At 41.3% G+C, this 19,971-nt stretch carries 29 protein-coding genes and 1 other RNA gene; 20 read left to right on the plus strand and 10 right to left on the minus strand.

Annotation, left to right across the window (positions count from 1 at the left end):
- Nucleotides 1–6: 6 nt before the first annotated feature.
- Both VMUT_RS12325 and VMUT_RS09025 read right to left on the minus strand, forming a co-directional pair.
- Nucleotides 7–225 (minus strand): hypothetical protein, encoded by a 219-nt coding sequence (locus tag VMUT_RS12325; protein ID WP_013605109.1) that lies wholly within the window; start codon nt 223–225, stop codon nt 7–9.
- Nucleotides 226–234: 9 nt separating this feature from the next.
- A complete protein-coding gene (locus VMUT_RS09025; RefSeq protein ID WP_013605110.1) occupies nt 235–585 on the minus strand; it encodes a hypothetical protein in 351 nt (116 codons plus the stop codon).
- Nucleotides 586–686: 101 nt separating this feature from the next.
- Between VMUT_RS09025 and VMUT_RS09030 the strand changes: the two genes are divergently transcribed.
- Entirely contained in the window at nt 687–1,163 is a 477-nt protein-coding gene (locus tag VMUT_RS09030) for a ribosomal protein L13e (protein ID WP_013605111.1), read from the plus strand.
- Nucleotide 1,164: 1 nt separating this feature from the next.
- Here the strand turns inward: VMUT_RS09030 and VMUT_RS09035 are convergent, their stop codons facing one another.
- Nucleotides 1,165–1,860 (minus strand): HAD family hydrolase, encoded by a 696-nt coding sequence (locus VMUT_RS09035; protein ID WP_013605112.1) that lies wholly within the window; start codon nt 1,858–1,860, stop codon nt 1,165–1,167.
- Between the two features lie 84 nt (nt 1,861–1,944).
- Between VMUT_RS09035 and VMUT_RS09040 the strand changes: the two genes are divergently transcribed.
- From VMUT_RS09040 to VMUT_RS09060, 6 genes are read left to right on the plus strand one after another with little or no spacing between them, the layout of a single operon-like run.
- Complete coding sequence (locus VMUT_RS09040) at nt 1,945–2,379, plus strand: RNA-binding domain-containing protein (protein ID WP_013605113.1); 435 nt, start codon at nt 1,945–1,947, stop codon at nt 2,377–2,379.
- 39 nt (nt 2,380–2,418) lie between these two features.
- The gene (prs, locus tag VMUT_RS09045) at nt 2,419–3,306 is read left to right on the plus strand and encodes a ribose-phosphate diphosphokinase (protein WP_013605114.1); all 888 of its coding nucleotides are present in this window, start codon (nt 2,419–2,421) and stop codon (nt 3,304–3,306) included.
- Nucleotides 3,307–3,339: 33 nt separating this feature from the next.
- Nucleotides 3,340–4,884, plus strand: coding sequence for a hypothetical protein (locus VMUT_RS09050; protein WP_013605115.1), 1,545 nt, complete (start codon nt 3,340–3,342; stop codon nt 4,882–4,884).
- A 32-nt stretch (nt 4,885–4,916) separates the two neighbouring features.
- Nucleotides 4,917–5,090 (plus strand): hypothetical protein, encoded by a 174-nt coding sequence (locus VMUT_RS12950; protein ID WP_013605116.1) that lies wholly within the window; start codon nt 4,917–4,919, stop codon nt 5,088–5,090.
- A 2-nt stretch (nt 5,091–5,092) separates the two neighbouring features.
- Complete coding sequence (locus tag VMUT_RS09055) at nt 5,093–5,548, plus strand: hypothetical protein (RefSeq protein ID WP_013605117.1); 456 nt, start codon at nt 5,093–5,095, stop codon at nt 5,546–5,548.
- A gap of 24 nt (nt 5,549–5,572) precedes the next feature.
- Complete coding sequence (locus VMUT_RS09060) at nt 5,573–6,070, plus strand: adenosine-specific kinase (RefSeq protein ID WP_048056990.1); 498 nt, start codon at nt 5,573–5,575, stop codon at nt 6,068–6,070.
- Here the strand turns inward: VMUT_RS09060 and VMUT_RS09065 are convergent.
- Nucleotides 6,045–6,524, minus strand: a complete 480-nt coding sequence (locus tag VMUT_RS09065) for a hypothetical protein (protein ID WP_013605118.1) — start codon at nt 6,522–6,524, stop codon at nt 6,045–6,047. The two genes, VMUT_RS09060 and VMUT_RS09065, sit on opposite strands and share 26 nt — an antisense overlap.
- A 31-nt stretch (nt 6,525–6,555) precedes the next feature.
- Nucleotides 6,556–7,167, minus strand: a complete 612-nt coding sequence (locus tag VMUT_RS09070) for a hypothetical protein (RefSeq protein WP_237699636.1) — start codon at nt 7,165–7,167, stop codon at nt 6,556–6,558.
- Nucleotides 7,168–7,250: 83 nt separating this feature from the next.
- Between VMUT_RS09070 and ffs the strand changes: the two genes are divergently transcribed.
- Nucleotides 7,251–7,573, plus strand: an RNA gene (ffs, locus tag VMUT_RS12535) — signal recognition particle sRNA.
- 213 nt (nt 7,574–7,786) lie between these two features.
- Here ffs and VMUT_RS09075 read toward each other — a convergent pair.
- The 3 genes from VMUT_RS09075 to VMUT_RS09085 all read right to left on the minus strand — a co-directional run bounded on the left by VMUT_RS09075 (nt 7,787) and on the right by VMUT_RS09085 (nt 10,131).
- Nucleotides 7,787–9,103: a type II/IV secretion system ATPase subunit gene (locus VMUT_RS09075; protein ID WP_013605120.1), complete on the minus strand. Its 1,317-nt coding sequence runs from the start codon at nt 9,101–9,103 to the stop codon at nt 7,787–7,789.
- Nucleotides 9,104–9,181: 78 nt separating this feature from the next.
- Nucleotides 9,182–9,631 carry a hypothetical protein gene (locus tag VMUT_RS09080; protein WP_013605121.1) on the minus strand — a complete coding sequence of 150 codons (450 nt, stop codon included), beginning with the start codon at nt 9,629–9,631 and terminating at the stop codon, nt 9,182–9,184.
- Between the two features lie 44 nt (nt 9,632–9,675).
- Nucleotides 9,676–10,131 (minus strand): hypothetical protein, encoded by a 456-nt coding sequence (locus VMUT_RS09085; protein ID WP_013605122.1) that lies wholly within the window; start codon nt 10,129–10,131, stop codon nt 9,676–9,678.
- Between the two features lie 73 nt (nt 10,132–10,204).
- On the opposite strand from VMUT_RS09085, the gene VMUT_RS09090 reads away from it, so the two are divergent.
- The 12 genes from VMUT_RS09090 (at nt 10,205) to VMUT_RS09140 (ending at nt 18,875) form a co-directional block, all read left to right on the plus strand.
- Nucleotides 10,205–10,816: a 30S ribosomal protein S5 gene (locus VMUT_RS09090; protein WP_013605123.1), complete on the plus strand. Its 612-nt coding sequence runs from the start codon at nt 10,205–10,207 to the stop codon at nt 10,814–10,816.
- Between the two features lie 49 nt (nt 10,817–10,865).
- The gene (locus VMUT_RS09095) at nt 10,866–11,420 is read left to right on the plus strand and encodes a 50S ribosomal protein L30 (protein WP_013605124.1); all 555 of its coding nucleotides are present in this window, start codon (nt 10,866–10,868) and stop codon (nt 11,418–11,420) included.
- A gap of 135 nt (nt 11,421–11,555) precedes the next feature.
- Nucleotides 11,556–12,029, plus strand: coding sequence for an uL15 family ribosomal protein (locus VMUT_RS09100; RefSeq protein ID WP_013605125.1), 474 nt, complete (start codon nt 11,556–11,558; stop codon nt 12,027–12,029).
- A complete protein-coding gene (gene secY, locus VMUT_RS09105; RefSeq protein WP_013605126.1) occupies nt 12,022–13,461 on the plus strand; it encodes a preprotein translocase subunit SecY in 1,440 nt (479 codons plus the stop codon). The genes VMUT_RS09100 and secY overlap by 8 nt, the downstream gene beginning before the upstream one ends.
- A gap of 92 nt (nt 13,462–13,553) precedes the next feature.
- Nucleotides 13,554–13,688, plus strand: a complete 135-nt coding sequence (locus VMUT_RS13245; RefSeq protein ID WP_013605127.1) for a hypothetical protein — start codon at nt 13,554–13,556, stop codon at nt 13,686–13,688.
- Between the two features lie 32 nt (nt 13,689–13,720).
- A complete protein-coding gene (locus tag VMUT_RS09110) occupies nt 13,721–14,581 on the plus strand; it encodes a putative RNA uridine N3 methyltransferase (RefSeq protein WP_048056992.1) in 861 nt (286 codons plus the stop codon).
- Nucleotides 14,582–14,633: 52 nt separating this feature from the next.
- A complete protein-coding gene (locus VMUT_RS09115) occupies nt 14,634–15,662 on the plus strand; it encodes a 50S ribosomal protein L3 (RefSeq protein ID WP_013605129.1) in 1,029 nt (342 codons plus the stop codon).
- Nucleotides 15,659–16,495: a 50S ribosomal protein L4 gene (gene rpl4p, locus VMUT_RS09120; protein ID WP_013605130.1), complete on the plus strand. Its 837-nt coding sequence runs from the start codon at nt 15,659–15,661 to the stop codon at nt 16,493–16,495. Before VMUT_RS09115 ends, rpl4p begins: the two co-directional genes overlap by 4 nt.
- 6 nt (nt 16,496–16,501) lie before the next feature.
- A complete protein-coding gene (locus VMUT_RS09125; protein WP_013605131.1) occupies nt 16,502–16,747 on the plus strand; it encodes a 50S ribosomal protein L23 in 246 nt (81 codons plus the stop codon).
- 234 nt (nt 16,748–16,981) lie between these two features.
- On the plus strand, nt 16,982–17,440 hold the full coding sequence (locus VMUT_RS09130) for a hypothetical protein (RefSeq protein ID WP_148224723.1): 459 nt from the start codon (nt 16,982–16,984) through the stop codon (nt 17,438–17,440).
- Nucleotides 17,441–17,506: 66 nt separating this feature from the next.
- Entirely contained in the window at nt 17,507–18,259 is a 753-nt protein-coding gene (pdo, locus tag VMUT_RS09135; RefSeq protein ID WP_013605133.1) for a protein disulfide oxidoreductase, read from the plus strand.
- Between the two features lie 52 nt (nt 18,260–18,311).
- Nucleotides 18,312–18,875, plus strand: a complete 564-nt coding sequence (locus VMUT_RS09140; protein ID WP_013605134.1) for an XTP/dITP diphosphatase — start codon at nt 18,312–18,314, stop codon at nt 18,873–18,875.
- On the opposite strand, the gene VMUT_RS09145 is transcribed toward VMUT_RS09140, so the two are convergent.
- Together VMUT_RS09145 and VMUT_RS09150 are read right to left on the minus strand one after the other, a co-directional pair.
- Nucleotides 18,861–19,619, minus strand: a complete 759-nt coding sequence (locus VMUT_RS09145) for a hypothetical protein (RefSeq protein WP_048056993.1) — start codon at nt 19,617–19,619, stop codon at nt 18,861–18,863. The genes VMUT_RS09140 and VMUT_RS09145 overlap by 15 nt on opposite strands.
- Nucleotides 19,620–19,660: 41 nt before the next feature.
- Nucleotides 19,661–19,864 (minus strand): TFIIB-type zinc finger domain-containing protein, encoded by a 204-nt coding sequence (locus VMUT_RS09150; protein WP_013605136.1) that lies wholly within the window; start codon nt 19,862–19,864, stop codon nt 19,661–19,663.
- Nucleotides 19,865–19,971: the final 107 nt, after the last annotated feature.

Consider the following 19,971-nt stretch of genomic DNA (forward strand, 5'->3'; position numbering starts at 1 on the left):
TCTCGATTATGCCGCCTCACAACTCAAGCTTCGACTTACCCATGATGAGCCTAACCATCCTCTCCTCAATATCCACATCACCATCGCCCAGCACCAGCGGTGGTCTCTGGCTGGTGGTCCAAACTCCTTAATTGCCTTCCCGACAGGCTTCCTATACTCACTGAATACCTTCCTCGGGAATTCCACGGCCTTCCCCGCCTTACGCTCTATGTAATCCCTATTCAACTCATTGTATTATCTCCTTATTAATTCAAAAACTATAACAATTATTAATATATCAAGTATAATGTTTATGAAGCAAGTCGTGTATAGTCCAATGGCTGATACTGGGGGTGTTGCCACAGCTAAAACAAGCAATGTTGCATCCGCGCCGGTCATCGCCAATACTAATAGTAATACTATCCACATATTTATTACGAAGGAGTAACTCGACACGGCAAGTAATGAATACACTATTGCGGTCATCAGTATTGCTATCAGGAACTTATTCAGTGGATTGAGTATACCTAAATAGGCAAGGTCAAGTACTATAAGCATGAATTCCACATACCGTATTAAGGCCATGTACGTAAACAACCTATACATCAACCTAGATCTAGAGCTACTGTGTTAATTAAGTATTCTCTCAGGTAATGTCATGAAGGGCATTAATACTTATAAAGGGGGGTGTTGGTTACGCGTACGAGATGTCGCAAACAACGCAACCGTCCATATCACCACCGCCGGATCCACTCGTTAAGAAGCCCAGGTTAATTAGTAGTGGTGGTAGTGTTTTAGGTAGTGAGTGGAGGGTTGGTAGGGGTTACTCAATTGGTGAGGTTAGGGCTGTTGGTTTAACGGTAAGTGAGGCTAGATTACTAGGCATTAGGGTTGATCCTAATAGGGATACCATTTGGGATATTAATGTTCAGAGACTTAGGGAGTGGTTGAGTAAGGTCATTAGAGGTGAGGTATTACCACCAGAACCTGCATTACATAAGACTATTAAGATAAAGCGTAAGAAGGGCAGGGTATTTAGGGCATTGACACCTGCGGGTCGTAAGATGAGGGGCTTAATGAGTGTTGGGTTAAGGGAGACTCATGTACATAAGTGGAGGAAGAAGGCTAGGGAAAGGATTGAGAAGAGGAGGCATGAGGTAGTTAGGACCAAGGGCGGTCATTAATTTAGGTAAGCTTACTTATTATTTCTGGTAATTGCGTTAGTGTATTTATTTCATAAAATGGCTTAACGGGTAATTGCACATCAACTCTCCTCACAAACACTACCTTCAAGTCAAGGAATTTAGCACCAATAACATCCTCAACCAAGCCACTCACAATTAGTGCATCACTCGGCGGGACACCAGCCCTATTTAGTGCTGCTTGGAATATCTTAATCGCAGGTTTACCAACCTTTGTTAAGTCTGAACTAACAACTCCCTTAAAATGCCTTAACAAATTATTCCTAAGGAGTATTTTCTTTGCTACGTCGTTATCTAGGTTCGTGAGTATATACATTGAAATGCTCATCTGGGATAACGCGTTTATAGCCTCAATAACATCAGGATAAAGCTCTGATGTTTCAACTATGAGCGATGATATTGCATTACCAAAGTAATCAAGTTCAGCCGGACTTAGGCTTAGCGAGTATTTCCTTAGCAGTGATATCATTGTTTCCCTAGCTAATTGTCTCAATGACCTGTAAACACCCTTACTTATCAACATATTATACCTGTCCTCCCACTCCTTCCTGAATTGACTTGCTAATTCATCAAGTGATATCCTTATGTTTAATTCATCCCTAATTAGCCTGGCGCTTTCAGTTTCAAAATGGGTCAGCCTAACCAATGTATTAAGTACCTCAAAAAACAGCGTCTTCATACGCAACCCAAACTCTAACTGAATATTTAAAGATTAATGTGCATGAAACCTAATCCTTAAAATACCTCAGTACTGAGTCATAACGTGAGAACCGAGGTTTGGGTTGAGGTTAGGCCCACGGAGGATGAGGATAAGGTTAAGAGGGCATTGAGTAATGTGTTTATTTATGATGAGTTGAGGGTTGAGGAAAGTGAAGGAAAGAAGTACATCGTTGCCTTAGGCATTGGTTTTAAGTCATTAGTTAGGGTGCATAATTTAATTAAGGAGCAGGGTATTGAGGACAGCGCTAGGTCAGTCCTAATGAAGGGAATTGACGGCAATAGAGTAATATTTCATTTACATAAGCAGGCTGCATACGCTGGTATGCTCACCTTCGTTACCGAGGAGAACGAAAGTCCACTGGGGCCCATAACCTTTATCGTTGAAACGAACGATCCCAAGAGACTCATTGACTGGTTAGCGCCGAAAACATCGAGAGGTAGGAGACTTTATGAGGTGCAGCCCCCTGAGGATCCATAAGGATAAATTTCTTAAAAGAAGGTAAATAATTAATTAACCGTGGCGAAGTACCTAATTGCATCGTTTCCGTGGTCCTCAGACGTGGGTAATGATGTAGCAAATGCCCTAGGGCTAATCCACGTGACCCTTGAGACAAAGCAATTCCCAGATGGTGAATCATACATTAGATACCCCATTGATATTACGACATATGACGGCTTAATACTCATTCAGAGAGCTTATCCTGAGCAAAATAATAGGTTAATCCAGGTAATGCTCGCAATGCATGCAGCGCATGATTTGGGCATTAAGAGCATTCATGTTGTTCTACCTTACTTACCATATTCACGGCAAGATAGGAGATTTAGGGATGGTGAACCTGTGAGTCTACAAACCATTCTCTCATTGTTATCATCACTTGGCGCCTCAACAATAATTACCGTGGATATTCATAAACCCGAAGCCTTTAGGATTAATAATGCACAATGCATTAATATCGAGCCCTTTAAACTATATGCAGATAGACTTAGGGGAATTAGCAATGCCGTATTGCTAAGCCCTGACATTGGTTCCCTATGGAGAGTTGGGAAGGTTAGTGAGTATTTAGGGGCGCCATTTAGTTACCTTGAGAAGTTCCGTGATAGGGTTACAGGCGAGGTCACAATGAAGCCTAAGGAACTCGATGTTGCTGGTAAGGAGGTCTTTATAATAGATGATATAATAGCGACTGGCGGCACAATAATAGAGGCCACAAAAATATTAAAGTCTCTAGGTGTGACTAGGGTTCATGCAATCGCAACGCACTGTCTATTACTGAACATGGCCGATTCAAGGATGTTTGAGGCTGGTGTATCGTCAATAACGTGCTCCAACACAATACCAACAAGGTATACCGAGGTTAATGTAAATCAGTTAATTATTAACGTAATTCGAGAGTTAATTAAATAGTGCCTTATAAGACGTATTGAGGATTTTAATAATGTGAGGACACTGAGACAGGTGATTAAGAATTACCTGGATAGGATGGCTCTTGTTGGTGGATATTCATGGAATACCAATGAATTGTCGTCAATTGCGGAAAAGACTACGTACTTACTAATACCGACTCCATTCATTATTTATATGGTCACTAAGTCATTATTTCTATCACTAATTTTAATACCAATACCGGCATTACCCATAGTACTCATGCTTATTTGGGCCACTTACTCTGTGGATGCTGTTAAGGATGGTGTTGAGTGGGAATTACCATTCTTTGTGGTCCTGCTAGATATAATACACGATATTGGTGGTAATATAACGCATGCCTTTGAAATAAGCAACAAGGTTGGACTTAAGTGGATTGGCAGGGAGTGGTCATTAATTAAGGTTTTCTCATTAACTACAAATTCAGTAACAAACGCCATGCAATTAAGGGCTAGGTTTCATCCGAGTATTGAGTTCCAGAGGTTCATAAACGGTTATGTATCTGTGTGGGGTTATAGTGGTGATGTAAACACTTACGTTAGGAGTGTTGAAAACACGTACTTATCAATACTGAGTAATAAATTGTCAGCATTATCAAAGCAAATAATCGATGTTGTAATAGCAATAGTATCATCATTAATCGTATTAATACTCTTCGTAATTATTGCGACAATACTCGGTATGAACTACGCAATACTATACATAATGCCGGCCATGGCATTATTACTACCTGCCCTTATAGTGAGAGTTCATCAATCAATACCATACATAATACGTATGGATCTCAATCATGATAAAAGTACATACATTGTTCTAGGTATATCGGTAATTATTACCGTTCCGTTCATTATTTATTTTGGAATTAGGGGTGCAGTGTCTCTGGTAATACCGCCACTTTTCTTTTCCATATTAGTGACGCGTAGGATCAATGACATTAAGAGCTCAATAATGGCATTACCCGACTTAACGCGTGATATATCGGAAATAGTTAAGGCAGGAGTTAGTATAGGCGCTGCGTTTGAGAGGGTGGTAGATAATCCATACCCACGGTCATTAACTACATATTTACAAAGGATTAATCAATTGAATGATAATGTTGATGTTCATGAGCCATGGATCATAAAATTCGCAATTAGCGCCTTAAGGGAAGTGGCTAACCTTGGTTCTCCATCAAGAGCCCTTGATAGGCTTGTTGAGGTGTTTTTGGATTTAAAAACCATAATCACGAACATTAATTACAACGCAAAGCCATTGCAGTTACTTAATTTTTCATTACCTTTCATATTCGGTGGAGTTACGTATATAAGCAGGTTTGTGGTTTTAACCATAAGCTCCATCATAAGAAATGCCCCCTATACATTAATTGGCCTATCAATACCCAGTGTAAACACCATACTAATGCCTTTATTACTTACGGCATACATAATAAGCCTATCCATAGCACTGTTAACCTCACTATTGAGCAATTTAACCCTAAGTCCAACAATAAAATTAACAATACCAATACCAATAACGCTAATTTTCATGTTCATGGCCATGGAAATACCCGTATTGGCGTAAGACTTTAAAAGCACTAAGGATCAAACGTAGTTGTGTACGTATCTAAGACCCTAGTGATTGGTAGGTGCTGGAGGTGTGGTAGGAAGATATTTAAGTATGATGATTATTACGTATGTCCCAAATGCCATGCAATATACTGCCCAACATGCGCCAAGAAGGTGTTCTATAAGTGTCCAGCGGATGGAACACCACTAGAGGCTAAGTGACGATGGCAATTCTAACGGGCTTAATGTCCTTCACCAAAGGGCATGGTATTAGAGCACTGAGTATTACAGGTCCTAAGGGATTATTTGTATCTCAGGTAATAAATGGTGTAATGTTAACTGCAGTGATTAATGAGCATGATTACGTGAGACTTGATGACGAAAGATTCGGGAAACTACTATTTGCTTTCTCACCCATTATTAGTAAGGTTATTAAGATGACCGATACCAATTATTACACGTTCCTAGGCAGGTATGTATATTCTGGTGAAAGGTTTACCTATGAGCCGTATGTAGATATAATGAAGACCATAACAATAAGCATTACGAAGAGGAGTGTGAGGATAATATATGGCGAAAATAAGGTAAATCTAAAAAGAACTAAGAAGGGCTACACACCTAGGGAAATGCTTGATACGCTAGGTTATATCATTGAGAAACTACACAGTGGTAATGCTTAAAGCGTATCCTCTTGAATAATCATAATGTCTCAGGGTATAAAGTTTGAGGTAATAGACGTACCAATTCCGGAGGGTACAAATGTAATTGTTGGCCATAGTCACTTCATAAAGACTCTTGAAGATGTATATGAAGCCCTGGTAAATTCGGTACCTAATATAAAGTTTGGATTGGCCTTTTGTGAAGCCTCTGGTAAGAGGTTAATTAGGCATGAAGGTACTGATGATGAATTAAGGAAGTTAGCAATAGATTTATGTGGTAGGATTGCCGCTGGTCACACGTTCGTGATCTACCTAAGAAATGCATGGCCAATAAACGTATTAAATGCATTGAAACATGTGGTAGAGGTCGTGAATATATACGCAGCCACTGCAAACCCTCTCTCTATTATTGTTGCCGAGATAGCTCCTGAAAGGAGGGGTGTGGTTGGTGTTGTTGATGGTCACTCACCACTTGGTGTTGAGGGTGATTCCGATATTAAGGAGCGTAGAGAATTAATTAGGAGGTTTGGTTATAAGCTTTAGGGCATTGAGACTTGGCAACATTAATAATAGAAATCAATCTCTCCCTAAAACTCTCTAACTCCTTCATTAGTTCATTTATTGCCTCCTCAACTAAAGTCCCTGGAGCAGCATCCGAGGGTAGTGATTTCGCCACCTTATCAAGGAACTCCCTAAGGTCAGGCGGTAGTACTGGGTAGGCATTTATTAATTGCCTTGCTACATCATCGTAGTCCCGAATCCTCATCAACTCCCTAATGAAATACCTAATCCTACCCTCTGTATTGTAGTAATCATCAAGTAGATTAACCAGGAAGTCCAAGTCAAGATTCACAGAGCATCCTTTATAATTAAGATCAACGAATCTTAGTAGCGTAATTATGTGCTTAACGCCACGTTCACCAACGGCATGCTTAAACCAACCCTTATTGATTAATTGAGTTACGTAATCCCTAGCCTCAATAACTTCATCAACCACGCAATACCATGATTAATACTCAGTTAAATTCTTATCCATGACTAAGTAATTCAGAAAGAGCCATGTGAGTGCCCTGCGTCAATGCGTAATTTAGGAAGTCCCTAATACCGTCAGGATAACCCTCACTCCTTATGCCCTGGCACATCCCTATTATCAGCATTATGATTACTGTGGTTAGTAATACGGACATCACATTACCAATAAGTCCAAAGGCCACGTTATTCTTACCTTCAAAATCATCAATATAATCCCTAACATCATTATAAACAACTGCATAAACACTATGATCAACCTTAACGGGTTTCAGAAAACTGGGTCTCGCCTGGTCTTTCTCATTACCATAAATAAACTTAACCATATATGTCTCAGAAACGATACCTGCAGCATCAATAACATCATCACCATCACCCTGAGAGGCAAAAAGAACCTCAAAAACATCCTTCATAAAACTCGCGTTAAATATCTTCGATAACGAAACAACAAGAGAAAACCTAGATCCCTTTCCATCCCTTATTAATGACGCCATACCATAAATAACAAAAGAAGCAACGGCATAACTAATCCTAATAACCTCCTTAACAGCACTATCGCTAACATCACCAATTAACGACCTAACAAACTCATCAACAACAGAACTACTCATCAAAATAATTATCGAAAACAGCAAAATAAACCTACCGCCCATATTCAATGAAAAAATTTATTTCCCCATTAAGAAAAACAAGACAGGGACCAGGCCTGGAGGACCTACCCAGTCCTCCCCTGGGCAAAACCCAGGCCGATGGGTTCGGAGGCCGAAACCCGTGCTCTGTGTTGTATGGTAAGCCAAGGACCACCGGTACCTCAATGATAGCCGGTCCCCTGGGGCGTCCACGCCGTAGTCGGTCAACCGTAGGGTTGATCGGCTACGGAACCCGACGAACCGGGTTAGGCCCGGGAGGGAGCGGCCCTAAGTCGGGGTGGGCGCGTTCAGGGGGTTGCCGGTTGGAGAATGGGCCGGTGAAATCCCTGGTTTACCATACAACACAGAGCACGGGGTTGGGTCTCATTCTTAGCCAACTCAGTTGTCTAGTAAGGGGTGCTTTGATTAATTAGTTATGATGCTTATAGATTGAATGCGTAATACATATTATGCGAAATAAAATCACTGCAATAATAACAATAGGAAGAATAATAAGATGAGTTCTGGATCTAAGCTAAATGATGAAAAATATGGGTTAATTTCCTAGGAAATTACGGATGCTGTTGGGTATCAAAACTAATTACCATTGAATCACCTCCTCGATCTCGTAATCAGTAACCTTATTGCTCCTCAGCATTCTCTCTCTTCTAATTAGTTCCTCCTTCACGTCTATTCCATAGGCCTTGCTTAATATCTTTAATTTCATGCTTCTCTCAATATCTATATCACCTGTGCCTGTTAATACATTCTTAAACTCTATTTCCCCATTATTTATTTCTGGTTCGGCTATGTTGGTGATTATTCTCTTACCGTTCCTTATGGCTGTAAATACAACCGTAGTCAATAACTGTAGATTACCTGGATTGACATTCAGCGGTGGATTTGTTAATCTTATCAGTAATTCCTCAGGTGATGATGCGTGGAATGTTGTTAACATGCCATGTCCAAGTGCTGAGGCTTGGAATAATGCATGAACCTCCTCACCCCTGACCTCACCAACAATTATGTAATCAGGCCTATACCTCACGGCTAGTTTAACTAAGTCAAACATTTCTATTCTAGACTTCTCATCATCGCTCTCCCTAGTGAACATCCTAATCCAGTGCGGATGTGGTAAGCGTATCTCTGGCGTGTCCTCTATCGTCACAATCTTTGAGTACGTGGGTAACTTGCTGGCTATCGCACTTAATAGCGTTGTTTTTCCACTGCTCATTGGGCCAGTAATCATTATGAAGCCCTTAAGCTCGGCAATTAACCATAGGTAGGCAGCCGCACTGGGCTTGAGGGTTTCCTTCAGCATTAGTTCTTCAAGGGTTAGGGGTTGTGGTGGGAACTTCCTTATGCTAAATGTTGGTCCTATGGTTATTTCACCAATAGTACCCGTGAACCTATGCCCTTCAGGAAGTATTGTCTCCAAGTACGGCTTTAATAATGAGATTGATCTCGGCAAGCCCCTCTTACTAATACTCATTATAAAGTCCTTAGCCTCAATCTCTGAATTAAACCTGATATTCGTCACCAACCTAATCCCTGGAAGATCCCTGTGTACAACGGTTATTGGGTGTAACCAATTATTGAGCTCAACTTCCTCAATATTCATGTCTGAGAGTGGTACCGTTATTGGGCCATACCCCTTTAAATCCCTCAATAAGTAATAAACCACTGACTCCACTAATTGCTTACTGCTTGTGTTCCTTATTGCATTATTTACGGCATCAAGTATTGTGGTGTTTCGTTGCCTCATGATTTCAATAACCCTACTCTTTAGGTCTAGGCATTGGGTATCGCACTTCGGCTCCTTCACTATATAATAGTACGTATTTTCCTTAGTGGTTATGGAAACAGGTACCTTAAACGTAAACCCCTCTATGCTGACTGGAACTACGTAATTATCCATCAATTAGAACCTCTCAATTAAAGATATAAGCCACTAACGTGGTTTTAACCAAGGATTATTATAGTTATTTTGACTAACTTATTGCGATATGGCTATACTCTCTGCAGCAACCTCCTGCCCACCATCGGTGTGTCCCTCAATAACGACTATGTACTTATTACCAGTTATGAATTGTGTTGATGATGTACCAACAATACTCGTTGATTGCCCCGGATTTAATTCAGTGTCTATTGTCTGCGTTATTACGGGTGTTTGTGAGTTCTGTGAGTATATTGATATTGAGGTTATTGTTACTGGTGTTGTTCCTATGTTTTCTACGGTTATTGAGTAAACGTTTCCAGCTAATTGCGGATTAACAATGCTTATCTGTGCCTGTGTGGTTAGTACTGAGGTTCTTGATTGGAAGTAATTGTATAGCATTATTGCGGCTACTATTACGAAGACTATCATTAGTATTGTGTATATCGGCCCACTTAGGTCTCCTCTTTTTTGTCTGTTTATTCTTCTTGTATTATTCCTGTAATACATCAGTAGGTTAATCTCAAGTTAATATTTAAGTCACTAATGGTTAATTAAGGCTGCGAAATAACGTACCGTGTGGTGTTTGTTTCGTAGGCCATGCATATTGTGGTGTTGGCAATACAAAAGATATTGCTGACACTGCATTGTTGGTAAGGTATTTGCTCATGAATAATTAAGTAATTACCTGGGACTAGGTATGTATTATTCAGGTCTATTTTCATTGTACTACCCTGACAGTTCATGTATACTTCCCTTAAGTTTATTGCTATGTGACCGTTATTATAAATTACCAAGTATAATTGATTACCTGTACCATTGGTTATTATTACTGCGTCGGGCACGTAAATACTCGCACTAGCCATTTGATCCATGGAATTAACCAACGATATTGCTGTTCCCATATGACTTAACACTATGAATAGGGTGTAGCCTAGGTATATTGATCCTACTAACAGCATTACCTCGGCAATAAGCCTATCCAGCGCCATCTTAAGTACTAATCTCACTCTGATTAATAAGGAGCTACGTTGTTAATTTATGGTGTAAATATTTTTAAATGGTTTAGTTACGCTTTGGTCAATGAGTGCCGAGTCTGCTGTTGAGGCTTGGCAGCCTAGGACATGGATTGGTAGGTTAGTTAAGGAGGGTAAGGTGAAGTCCATTGATGACCTATTCAGACTTAACCTGCCCATTAAGGAGCCTGAGATCATCGACTTCTTTCTGCCAAACCTTAAACATGAAGTTGTTGGTATAAACATTGTGCAGAGACAGACTGACGCTGGTGAGGTTAGTCAGTTCCAGGTGGCTGTGGTTATTGGTAATGAGGATGGTTATGTGGGCGTCGGCATGGGTAAGGGTAAGCAGGTTAACCAGGCCATTGAGAAGGCAACTAGGGAGGCTAAGCTAAACATAGTCCCTGTAAGGAGAGGCTGCGGCTCATGGCACTGCTCATGTGATGAACCCCATAGCATTCCATTTAAGGTTATTGGTAAGAGCGGTAGTGTGGAAATCGTATTAATACCAGCACCTAAGGGTGTTGGTCTCGTCGCTGCTGATTCCGCTAAGGTTGTACTTAGACTAGCTGGCATTAAGGATATCTGGTCATATACCTGGGGCGAGACGAGGACAACGCACAACCTGGTCAAGGCTACATACGATGCCCTGAAGAAGACCTATGCATTCTCCATCTAATCGCAGGAGGGCTAAAGTTTAATAATTATAGGTTTACTGGGCGTTGTTTATGCAGGTTCAGGAAAGTGCCCGGTATAGTAAGGAGGCGCCTTACACACGCATAGCAGTGATAAGGCTTAAGGGATTAGCCGATACACCGCCAGATGTTGAAAGAGCACTTGATCTACTTAGATTAAGGAGGAGGTATACATGCGCAGTGATTGATGAGAGACCATCATACGTGGGAATGCTTAATGTTGTTAAGGACTGGGTCACCTGGGGTGAGATAGACGCCGATACATTGACTGAGTTACTAAGAAGGAGGGGTAGGTTAATTGGCAATAAGCCTCTAACTGATGATTGGGTTAGGAAGTATGGTTGGTCAAGTATTGATGAGTTTGCGCTGGCGTACATAATGGGTGAAGTTAATCAACTCGCATGCCCTGAGAACAAGCCATGGCCTAAATCAGGTAATAAGGTGCTATGCATACCTAAGTTAAAACCGGTCTTTAGGCTTCATCCACCATCAGGAGGCCTTAGGAGCATTAAGAAGGGCTTTAATGAAGGTGGGGATCTGGGTTATAGGGGCATTGCAATTAATGAGTTGATACTTAGGATGCTATAATTTAATCATTAATTTTAACCATAAATTAATAACCCGCGTTATTAATAATTATTGTGTAGGACCTTAATAATTTATTACGTATAGTGCAGGTAAGGTCATAAAATTTATTAAGGGTTTCAATAGTCAATCGTAGTCATGGTTAGGCGATTTGAGAGAAAGTCTAGGAAGTATAGGGGTTCGAGAACCCATGGTTGGGGTAGGGTTGGTCAGCATAGGAAGAGTGGTTCAAGTGGTGGTAGGGGTAAGTCTGGTCTCCATAAACATAAGTGGTCGCTCGTTATGAAGTATGCCGAGGATTCGAGTGGTTATCCATTCTTTGGTAAGCATGGGTTTAAGCAGCCCGAGGCTATAGTCGCGGCTAGGGTTGGTATTAATGTTGGTGAGCTTGACTCAATGCTTGATGAATTGGTTAACAAGGGCTTGGTGCAGGTAGTTGATGGTAAGTATGTAGTTGATTTATTAAAGATTGGTTTTAATAAATTGCTGGGTAGGGGTAAAGTCAGTAGGCCCATGATTGTTAGGGCTGTTTGGGTTTCGAGGAAGGCTGAGGAGAAGATCAGGGCTGCTGGAGGTTCCGTGGAATTAATACGGGGGGTAGTGCATGGCTAATAGTGAGCGTAGGTTCATTGATGCTGTGGAGCCGATACTGCGTTTCATACCGACTGTACCCAAACCCAGGGAAGCCCTGAGCATGGGTTCAAGGCTATTCTGGACGTTTCTAGCGGTAACTGTTTACCTGCTAATGTCGATAACACCACTTTATGGGTTAAGCCCAGTGACACCATCATTCTTTCTATCACCTGCCATAGCATCCATACTAGGCATAACCTTCGGAACGCTGGCTCAGTTGGGTATAACCCCAATAGTCGTCGCCGGTATAATACTTGAGATACTCGTTTTCTCGGATATGATCAATGTAGATCTTGAGGATCCAGAAGATCAGGCCAAGTTTAATGCGTTACTTAAGCTCCTTGCTATAGTCTTTGGGCTTCTCGAAGCCATAGCCCTAGTAACCAGTGGCCAGTTAATCCCCGTTAATGCCCTTGGTGGAACCCTAATAGTTATTCAGTTGTTAGTGGCCACGGTAATAATAATCTTAATGGATGACATGATATCAAAGGGCTGGGGATTAGGTAGTGGTATATCGCTATTCATCCTCGTAACCATAGTTAAGCAAATGTTCGCAATGGCCTTCTCACCATTCATCTTACCAGGCTCAGTAATACCCTATGGCGCCATACCCGCCCTCGCAGCGGCCATTTACTACGCAATAGGTGGCAAATTAAGTTACTTAATGAGTATACTTTATCAAGTCAATTTCCCAAGTCTAACTGGCTTAATAGCGACAATAGCCCTTGCATTAATTGTATTGTACCTAGAGTTAATGGAGGTTTCAATACCAGTAGCACTCGTGCAGTATAGGGGGTATAGATACTCAGTGCCGTTGAAGCTAATGTACGTATCAGTACTACCCATAATATTCACCGCATACACTGTTTACTTAGTAGGTGAGGGCTTAACACTTCTCTGGAGCGCGTATAACAAGGCGAATACTAACCCATTCCTTAACTGGCTGGCTTGTGCGCACTCGACATCTCTAGGCCTAATACCATGCCCCAACTCACTGCTCTATTACTTCACGGTTGTTCCTAGAAACATAGATGCCACGTATATAGCTGTTCACATAATTATGTACGCCGTACTATCAGTTGTATTCGCAATTGTTTGGGTTAACCTGGCGGGTCTAAGCGCTGAGGATCAGGCAAAGTACATAGTGCAGGGTGGTATGCACATACCAGGCTTTAGACCGAGCACTAAGGTTATCGCTAGGTTTCTCGATAGGTACATTAGGATGTTAACAATAATCAGTGGCTTAATAGTTGGCGTAATTGCAGCCCTTGGCGACATTGCCGGTGTCTTTGGTGGTGGTATTGGCTTAATACTGGTTGTGGAGATAGTGATACAGTACTACTCATTGGCATTGCAGGAGCAGTTATTCGAGATTTACCCAGGCCTTAAGAGGCTCCTTGGTAAGGAATGACCTCATTCCCGCTCTAAAAGACGAGACTTTTAGTTAAAGGTAAATCCTAAACGTGAAAAAGCTTATAAATTAAGGCCATACTTGTAGATTTCGTGGGAGGTAGACAAAGGACAAGTCTATTCATGACGAGTGAGGAAGAGGAGAGGAGACTAGGTAGGGCATTAACTGAGGCGACGGGTTCATCGCAGCAGCAACAGGGTAAGCAGGCTAAGGGAGGTAAGAAGTGAGGTATAAACCATAAGTGATTAGTGATGTTAAAATGAGGGTATTAAGGTTAAAACCAATTATTGATATTGCAATACCCAGTGACTTTCTTGCGGAGTCTCCTGACAATAGGGAGGCAATTAGAAAGATTGGTTATATTGGTAGGGGTGCCGCGATATTCCAGGTAAGTAGGATTATTGTTTATAGGCATAGGCTGGCTGGCGATAGGGATAAGGCTGAGTTCATTGTTAAGAACCTGAGGTATCTATCAACGCCACCATACTTAAGAAAGGACTTGTTTAAACTCGATAGGGATCTTAAGTATGTAGGCTTATTGCCACCGTTAAAGACACCTAATCATGCACCTGAGGGTAAGCCAGAAAGGGGTGAGTATAGGGAGGGTATTGTCATTAAGTGGGATGGTTACTACTCAATTGCCAAGATTGGTGATGGCATTTACGCTAAGGTACCAAGGCCAATGCCACTGGGTACTAGGGTCGTTGTTCAGATTGATGCGCCGACAACAAGGGATGACACGTATAGGGCACATGTTGTTCCAAGAGACCGTCTAAGTATTTATTGGGGATTTGAATCAGAGGTCATGGATGTAAGTAAATTGTTTGATGAATATAGTTATGTGGTTTTAACGGGTAAGGAGGGAATTAGCATTAAGAATGCCATAGAACAAATTAATGACTTTTTAAGTGGGGATAGATTTCTCGTGGTCTTTGGATCACCTTATCATGGAGTTGACGAGATACTTAGGGCTGAGGGCATGGAGAATACATTGAAGAAATATCCATTTATTAATTTCATACCTGGTCAGGGCGTTGAAACCGTGAGGACCGAGGAGGCCGTGATAGCCGTATTATCAATACTAAACCTGATTAGGCACCTGCATGGTTCGTTGCCCTAGTCCAGGGAACTAATAATTTTTAAATAGGGTTGTGACTACGTAGGGCTGAACTATGGGTTTAAAGATTCATAGGCCTAAGCGCGGATCCATGGCTTACTACCCAAGGAAGCGAGCCGAGTCCCTAGTGGCTAAGTTCAGGGTATGGCCAGATCCACGGCCTGGTAAGCCCATGTTGCTTGGTTTCGTGGCGTATAAAGCAGGTATGGCGCATGCCGTGTTCATAGATGATAGGCCAACGAGTCCCTTCTACAGTAAGGAAGTTATTAAGCCAGTCACAATATTGGACTCACCACCAATTAAGGTAATAGCCTTTAAGGCCTACACGTACGATCCCTGGAAAAACCTAAAGTTGAGCCTTGGCGAGGTTTGGATGCCTGATGTGCCTAAGGACATTGCTAGGAAAATACCAACACTTCCAGAGAAGTTTAACAAGGAGGAGATGATGAAGAAGATACTTGATAATGTGGATGTAATTACGGAGATTAGAGCCCTCGTAGCAACACAACCAAGACTTAGTGGCATTGGCAAGAAAACCCCAGAGCTTCTGGAGATACCCATTGGTGGTGTTGATGATATTAATCAATTAATTAAGTATGCTGATTCAATATTGGGTAAGGACATTAATGTAACCGACGTGTTTAATGAGGGTCAATATGTTGATGTCGCCGCAATAACGAAGGGTAAGGGATTACAGGGTGTGGTTAAGAGGTTCAACGTTAAGATATTACCAAAATGGCACAAGCATAGGAAGGGTTATAGGAGGATTGGAGCCATTGGTCCGCAAAACCCAGCTCTGGCCTTCACAACGCCAAGACCTGGTCAAATGGGTCTGCATAAGAGGACGGAGTATAACAAGAGGATACTCAAGATAGGTCTTAATGGTGCTGAGGTAACCCCAAGCTCCGGCTTTCCGCATTATGGTATAGTTAAGGGACCTTACATGGCCCTTGAAGGTTCAGTACCTGGTATTGTTAAGAGACTTGTGACACTTAGGTTCCCAGTAAGACCTAGACCGCCAACATACCCAACTGGTAAGGTTCAAATAGTCTGGTTATCAACACAGCCACTGCAGGGTGCATGAGCATGGTATCCCTAGACATGTCACCATTAATAAGGCCTTTGTATAATGTACCAAGTGTTGTGAAGGTATTCGATATAAATGGTAATGCTATTAATGAAATAGAATTGCCTTCCCAATTCTTCGAACCCATAAGACCTGACTTAATACTCAGGGCCTACATAAGTGCATTGACGGCTAGGCTTCAGCCCAAGGGAACAGATCCAATGGCTGGTAAGAGGACCACGGCAGTGAGTTTTGGTATAGGGCTTGGTATTGCCAGGGTTCCTAGGGTTAAGGGTAGCCTATGGCCAACCGCTAGGTTAGCGCCAAACGTTGTTAAGGGTAGGAGGGCACATCCACCTAAGGTTGAGAAGGTTCTTCATGAGAGGATTAATAAGAGGGAGCGTAGGAAGGCCATTAGGTCCGCCATAGCCGCTACGGCAATAAAGGACCTAGTAATTGCTAGGGGTCATACTGTTGATAAGGTTCCGCAGATACCACTTATTGTCAATGATGATTTTGAGAGAATTAGTGTTATGGCTGATTTGAAGAAGTCGCTTGAATCATTGGGTCTTTGGGATGATATTGAGAGGGTTGCTGAGAGGATTAGGATTAGGTCTGGTAAGGGTAAGATGAGGGGTAGGAGGTATAAGGAGGGGAAGAGTTTGTTAATTGTTGTTTCATCCACTGATGCATCGATTATTAAGGTGGCAAGGAACCTACCTGGCGTTGATGTTGTTCCTGTGAGAAACTTAGGCGTGCTGTATCTAGCGCCTGGTGGTGTCCCTGGTAGGTTAACACTATGGACCTCGAGTGCTATTGAGGAGTTACGTAAGGGTCTATTTATGGGGTGAGGTGGCATGATCGTGAGGTTCGTACTAACAGAGAAGAGCCTTAGGCTTGCTGAGAGGGAGAATAAGATAACGATTGTTGTTCCTAGGAACACTACTAAGAAGGAGATTAGGGATTATGTGGAGAAGACGTATAATGTTAAGGTGGAGAGTGTGAATACATTAATAACAATGACTGGTGAGAAGAAGGCCTATGTTAAGCTAGCCCCTGAGTACAACGCATACGACTTACTCAGTCATCTGGGGCTCGTGTAAGTTTAATTTTATCAGTTCGTGGATTCATCTTCATCCAATCAGCACTTAAGTCCCTCTTCATCATTATTAGCCCTTAACTAATTTATATAAAAGCATTTATAAGCAGGGTTGTCTTATACTCCCGTGTGATGATGCTTCACCTCCCTGACTAATGAGGAATCCTTTAAGTACTGACCTGGTTAATTTTTAATGTCATTAGATAAGATTTATTAGTTCTTATTGATTGCCGATGATGTGGACGTAATTAAGGAGATTGGAGGTGATGATTTGAAGTTCATCTTTATTAGGGATGAACCTACTTTCATATTAGAGGCTCTATACGTTAAGGGCTTTAGTGAGGAGAAGTATAGGAAATTGAGGAAGTATATCAAGGAGAAGCTTAATGAGGAGTTTTCTGGAATTATTACTCTTAATACGGGCAAGGCGTTAACTAAGGTATTACTAGTGGGTGGAGATCAGGTTGGTCAGTCCTTAATCAACGATTTAATAGATAATGAGGCAAGCAAGATAAGTATGTGGGTCTCTAATGGCGTAATTAAGGAATTAGTTGATAAGGTATCGAGTGAGGTGGAGGAGACTAAGAAAATCAGAAAGTCAAGGAGAAAGAGAAGCAGGAGGAAGAGAAGTAAATCTTCTAAGGGTAATAAGGGTAAAAGGAGAAGGTCTAGGAAGAAGAGGTCAAGGAGGGCATGAAACCTTTGTTATTGAAAATAAGTGGAAAAAAGACTTTTTATAGGGGTTACTTCCTACGAAGATAGAATGTCCGCAACACCCTTCGAAAAATCACAAGGCGCAGTAGAGGTACCGCACATAGAGGTTGATGAAGAGACTAAGGAAATAATAAAGGAGATACTGTCACAGATGAAGAATCCGGTTGAGGTCTTATTCTTCACAAGCAATACTTGTGGTAACAGGGACACTAATTGGTGTGTACCAACAGAGGAACTACTGGACTTACTCGCTGAATTAGCACCCCCTGGTAAGTTAATACTGAGGAAGGTAAAATACGAGGAAAACAATGAGACATTCACAAAGTATAATGTTGAACCACAAAGAGTTCCCGTCATATACCTACTGGATGGTGCAATTAAGTACTTAGGCGCGCCGCTCGGTGAGGAAGTTCGAGCATTCATAGAGACCATAGTAAGGATATCCGTCGGTGAAACCAAGTTAAGGCCAAGGACTAAGAAGGGGCTCGAAGCTCTACTAAATTCAAGCAATAGTAAGAAGGTTGAGGTCATGACAGTGGTTACGCCATCATGCCCATACTGCCCATACGCCGTCTTAATGGCTAACATGTTTGCTTATGACAGTAAGGGTAAGGTCATATCAGTAACTATTGAAGCCTATGAAGAGGGTGATATTGCAGATATGTATCAGGTGACTGCCGTACCGACTGTGGTCCTTAAGAGGGAGGATCAGGACGTTGGTAATGTTGAGTTTATAGGAGTTCCTCCAGAGAGCGACTTATTAAAGAAGGTACTTGATTATAGTGGCGTTAATCTACAGTGAGTTAAAAATACCTTAAAAATATAAATTTTTCATTTCAACGTAAAATGAGACTATGAGGGTATTCTTCGTTACAAGTAATAAGGCTAAGTTTCGTGAGGCATCCCTGGTACTTAAGGAATTCGGCATAGATCTCCTAATTGATACCAATCATAGGAAGGTTGAAATTCAAAGTGATAATCTTGAAGATATCGTTAGCAATGCCCTAAAGGAAATATGCAATGGCAATACTGGTGACTATTTCGTAGTTGAGGATGACGGCCTTTTCATAAATAAACTGAATGGTTTCCCAGGACCGTACTCATCCTATGTCTACAAGACGATAGGGCTTACGGGGATCTTAAAACTAATGAGTGGTGTTGATGATAGGACGGCATACTTCAAATCCGTGGTTGGTCTATGCGGCCCTAAGGCAATTATTAAGCTATTTACTGGTGTTGTGTATGGAAATATAGCTATGGAGCCCAGGGGCTCTGAGGGCTTTGGCTTTGACCCAATATTCATACCGAGTGATTATGACAAAACCTTCGCTGAGTTAGGTATTGACATTAAGAATAGGTTATCCCATAGAGCCAAGGCATTTAGGGCCTTAGGTGATTGGCTATTAAGTATTTTTTAGGTGGTTCATCACTATTATTAATACTGCTTCGTAAAGTAATGCGGCCGCTATTCCTATAAGGATAGCCATTAATAAGTAGCTACTACCTAATGTTTGACTATATCTGCATAGTAGTGATGTGATGGGTCTTGATGGTTGTATTATGTACATAAGTGGTATTGATCTACTGGGCGCAACAATGTAAATCGGTGTTAATGGGGATCCCGTGCTACACACTATATTACCTGTGTAAGCTGTCATATTTAATATGACTATTACAGAGCTTATGCTTGTGCCGTACACTACCACTGTATTTGTGCTACTGGTTGTCATTGGCGAAGACCCTGTGTATGATATTATCTCAATAAAATGATTTGCCTTTACAATAGTATTGCTATAATTAGTTGATGGATTACTTATTGTGATATTTGATGAACCACAAATTATTGAATTACGGTTCATTACAACTACGTTTATGTCATTAATTGGTATTAACTTATTCGTTAAGTTCATTGTTATTTCAAGGTTATAATTATTACTAAGTGTGGCATCTATGATCACTGTGTTATTTTGTATTGTTGGTGTGATTGACGTGATAGACACGGTATATGGGTTCACCTTGCATTTTTCCAGGGCTTCTCTAATACCATTATTTATTTGGCTTGTGACCACGCCGGCTTCTGCATGGGTTATTGTTATGTTCATCAAAAGAACTAGGGTCACTCCGAGCAGTAATACCATGGGCGATAGACTATGCTTATTCATCACTTGAGGAAATAGATGTTGGGTTTTATTTTAGTTTTCCTTTAGGGGTCTTCGTAACTTTCCACGTCTATTATTGATGTAATTAGTCCCTCCTTCTTCATATTTAGTAATGTCCTTACTAGGTGCGTCCTAAGTATCTTTGCTCCACAATACGTGCAATACGGCTTTCCATTGATCAAAACAGTTACCTTAACCGAACCACATGCACTGCACTTAAGCATTGTTATTGATTGATAACCAATCAATATTAGGTTTACGCCACCGCAAAAAATAATATTTATGAAATACTATGTACCCTTTATTTATAAGTTTCGTGGTTTTGACTTTCACTTTAACTGAAGCAAATGGTTTA

It is taken from the genome of Vulcanisaeta moutnovskia 768-28, assembly GCF_000190315.1.
Lineage (GTDB): Archaea > Thermoproteota > Thermoprotei > Thermoproteales > Thermocladiaceae > Vulcanisaeta > Vulcanisaeta moutnovskia.

Excerpts from the sequence above, each read along its gene's own strand:
- VMUT_RS09125 (WP_013605131.1), top strand. The coding sequence starts at position 16,502 with ATGATCGTGAGGTTCGTACTAACAGAGAAGAGCCTTAGGCTTGCTGAG.
- VMUT_RS09090 (WP_013605123.1), top strand. The coding sequence starts at position 10,205 with ATGAGTGCCGAGTCTGCTGTTGAGGCTTGGCAGCCTAGGACATGGATT.
- VMUT_RS09025 (WP_013605110.1), bottom strand. The coding sequence starts at position 585 with ATGTATAGGTTGTTTACGTACATGGCCTTAATACGGTATGTGGAATTC.
- pdo (WP_013605133.1), top strand. The coding sequence starts at position 17,507 with ATGTCCGCAACACCCTTCGAAAAATCACAAGGCGCAGTAGAGGTACCG.
- secY (WP_013605126.1), top strand. The coding sequence starts at position 12,022 with ATGGCTAATAGTGAGCGTAGGTTCATTGATGCTGTGGAGCCGATACTG.
- VMUT_RS09075 (WP_013605120.1), bottom strand. The coding sequence starts at position 9,103 with ATGGATAATTACGTAGTTCCAGTCAGCATAGAGGGGTTTACGTTTAAG.
- VMUT_RS09030 (WP_013605111.1), top strand. The coding sequence starts at position 687 with ATGTCGCAAACAACGCAACCGTCCATATCACCACCGCCGGATCCACTC.
- rpl4p (WP_013605130.1), top strand. The coding sequence starts at position 15,659 with ATGAGCATGGTATCCCTAGACATGTCACCATTAATAAGGCCTTTGTAT.
- VMUT_RS09070 (WP_237699636.1), bottom strand. The coding sequence starts at position 7,167 with ATGAGTAGTTCTGTTGTTGATGAGTTTGTTAGGTCGTTAATTGGTGAT.
- VMUT_RS09035 (WP_013605112.1), bottom strand. The coding sequence starts at position 1,860 with ATGAAGACGCTGTTTTTTGAGGTACTTAATACATTGGTTAGGCTGACC.
- VMUT_RS09060 (WP_048056990.1), top strand. The coding sequence starts at position 5,573 with ATGTCTCAGGGTATAAAGTTTGAGGTAATAGACGTACCAATTCCGGAG.
- VMUT_RS09095 (WP_013605124.1), top strand. The coding sequence starts at position 10,866 with ATGCAGGTTCAGGAAAGTGCCCGGTATAGTAAGGAGGCGCCTTACACA.
- VMUT_RS09145 (WP_048056993.1), bottom strand. The coding sequence starts at position 19,619 with ATGAATAAGCATAGTCTATCGCCCATGGTATTACTGCTCGGAGTGACC.
- VMUT_RS09115 (WP_013605129.1), top strand. The coding sequence starts at position 14,634 with ATGGGTTTAAAGATTCATAGGCCTAAGCGCGGATCCATGGCTTACTAC.
- VMUT_RS09110 (WP_048056992.1), top strand. The coding sequence starts at position 13,721 with ATGAGGGTATTAAGGTTAAAACCAATTATTGATATTGCAATACCCAGT.
- VMUT_RS09080 (WP_013605121.1), bottom strand. The coding sequence starts at position 9,631 with ATGTATTACAGGAATAATACAAGAAGAATAAACAGACAAAAAAGAGGA.
- VMUT_RS09100 (WP_013605125.1), top strand. The coding sequence starts at position 11,556 with ATGGTTAGGCGATTTGAGAGAAAGTCTAGGAAGTATAGGGGTTCGAGA.
- VMUT_RS09055 (WP_013605117.1), top strand. The coding sequence starts at position 5,093 with ATGGCAATTCTAACGGGCTTAATGTCCTTCACCAAAGGGCATGGTATT.
- VMUT_RS09140 (WP_013605134.1), top strand. The coding sequence starts at position 18,312 with ATGAGGGTATTCTTCGTTACAAGTAATAAGGCTAAGTTTCGTGAGGCA.